Source organism: Streptococcus sp. 1004_SSPC (assembly GCF_001069025.1).
Classification (GTDB): domain Bacteria; phylum Bacillota; class Bacilli; order Lactobacillales; family Streptococcaceae; genus Streptococcus; species Streptococcus vestibularis.
This window is the reverse complement of sequence record NZ_JWGQ01000068.1, coordinates 1-2025: the sequence shown is the minus strand read 5'-3', so window position 1 is coordinate 2025 and position 2025 is coordinate 1. Positions and strand designations below refer to the sequence as shown.

2 protein-coding genes and 1 pseudogene are annotated in these 2025 nt (G+C 36.3%); 1 reads left to right on the top strand and 2 read right to left on the bottom strand.

From position 1 onward, the window contains the following. Nucleotides 1–80: 80 nt before the first annotated feature. Nucleotides 81–305: pseudogene (locus tag ADF62_RS11880) on the bottom strand (transposase); the annotation flags it as partial. 123 nt (nucleotides 306–428) lie between these two features. Next, nucleotides 429–704 (bottom strand): helix-turn-helix domain-containing protein, encoded by a 276-nt coding sequence (locus tag ADF62_RS11465; protein ID WP_003098234.1) that lies wholly within the window; start codon nucleotides 702–704, stop codon nucleotides 429–431. 260 nt (nucleotides 705–964) lie between these two features. Between ADF62_RS11465 and ADF62_RS05445 the strand changes: the two genes are divergently transcribed. Next, nucleotides 965–1930 (top strand): ribose-phosphate diphosphokinase, encoded by a 966-nt coding sequence (locus ADF62_RS05445; protein ID WP_003091847.1) that lies wholly within the window; start codon nucleotides 965–967, stop codon nucleotides 1928–1930. Nucleotides 1931–2025: the final 95 nt, after the last annotated feature.

The window sequence follows — 2025 nt, the reverse complement described above, 5'->3', positions numbered from 1 at the left end:
ACACTTAAAAAGCTCTATAATCTCTACAGTGGTTTTACCCACTACAGAAATTATAGAGCCTTTTATTTTATCTTGAATTGTCAAATTAAGTGTATACTTTCCCCATAGAATACTTCATAAGGTGTCTTCCTGTTAAAACATTTTCGTGCCCTATTATTAAGTTTGTTCTCCCACAGCTGAATAGCCTGCACATCAACCAATGTTAAATCACTTCCTTTTGGAAAATATTCTCTTAGTAGTCCATACGTATTCTCATTAGTCCCTCGTTGCCATGGAGTATGGGGATCAGGAAAATAGACTTCAATTTTTACATGAGATAGTGAGTTATCATCAAAATGCCCTCTGTAAATGGATCTATAGATTGTTTGATAACTAATAACAGTTTTCCCATACTCTAATCTCAACTGACCTTCTATTTCTTCAGGAGACTATTGGTAATCGAGAAATAAATGTTTGACGGTATTGCTTAAATTGTGATCTCTTTCAAGCATACGTTTCCGCCCATAGTGTGATTTAGCAATATAGTAGGATTTCTGTGCATGACTTGGAGAATAGCTTCCTTCTTTTAGATGTCGCTTCCATTCACGACTAATACTAGACGGATGACGATGAAATAACTTAGCAATTTGAGAAAAATTTAGGCCTTGCGTACGGTAAATGAGAATACTTTCACGCTCGTCTATGCTAAAATGATGGTAGCTCATAAGATTTCCTTTCGTAACTAGTTCGTTCAATTCTATTTTACTAGAAAATCTTATGAATTTTTATTGTGCACTTATCACTTGTATTGTATATTCAAGGTATAAATAATATCTTCAGCCTGGGAAAATAATGGTGTATGAAAAAATCTAGACTAAGGGGAAATATTTTTATCCTTGTTAAGTTCATGTGACACCATTTATTTGGCGTTGAAAATCAACTTAAAAAAAGGTAGAATGGTTTAGTAGATATTTTGGAGGAAATCATGTCTTATACGAATTTAAAGTTGTTTGCTTTGTCGTCTAACCAAGAATTAGCAGCAAAAGTTGCTGATAAAATTGGTATTGAACTTGGAAAATCAAGTGTTCGTGAATTTTCAGATGGGGAGATTCAAGTTAATATTGAAGAGTCTATTCGTGGTCATCACGTTTTTATTCTTCAATCTACAAGCTCTCCTGTAAATGATAACTTGATGGAAATCTTGATTATGGTTGATGCGCTAAAACGTGCTAGCGCTGAGACAATCAGTGTTGTTATGCCTTATTATGGATATGCACGTCAAGATCGAAAGGCACGTTCACGTGAACCAATCACATCTAAGTTGGTTGCTAATATGCTCGAGGTGGCAGGTGTTGACCGTCTTTTGACAGTTGACCTTCATGCTTCTCAAATCCAAGGATTCTTTGATATCCCAGTAGATCATTTGATGGGAGCGCCTCTTATCGCAGATTATTTTGATCGTGCTGGTCTTATGGGTGATGATGTGGTTGTTGTTTCTCCAGATCATGGTGGTGTTACTCGTGCGCGTAAACTTGCTCAATGTTTGAAAACACCAATCGCTATCATTGATAAACGTCGTAGTGTTGATAAAATGAACACTTCTGAGGTTATGAATATCATTGGTAATGTTGAAGGGAAAACATGTATCTTGATTGATGATATGATTGATACTGCGGGTACCATCTGTCATGCAGCGGATGCACTTGCTGAAGCTGGTGCAACTCATGTCTTTGCATCGTGTACTCACCCTGTATTGTCAGGTCCAGCTCTTGATAATATTCAAAAATCTGCTATTGAAAAGCTTGTTGTGCTTGACACGATTTATCTTCCAGAAGAGCGTTTGATTGATAAGATTGAACAAATTTCTATTGCTGATTTGATTTCTGAAGCAATCATTCGTATTCATGAAAAACGCCCATTGTCACCATTGTTCGAAATGAGTCATAAATAGATTAAAGCGGTTTTTTGTCAACTGTAGTGGGCGACGAAAAGCTAACATCTTGAGAGGACCGGATAGGTCCTCTTTTTATGTATGTTTAGAGTGAT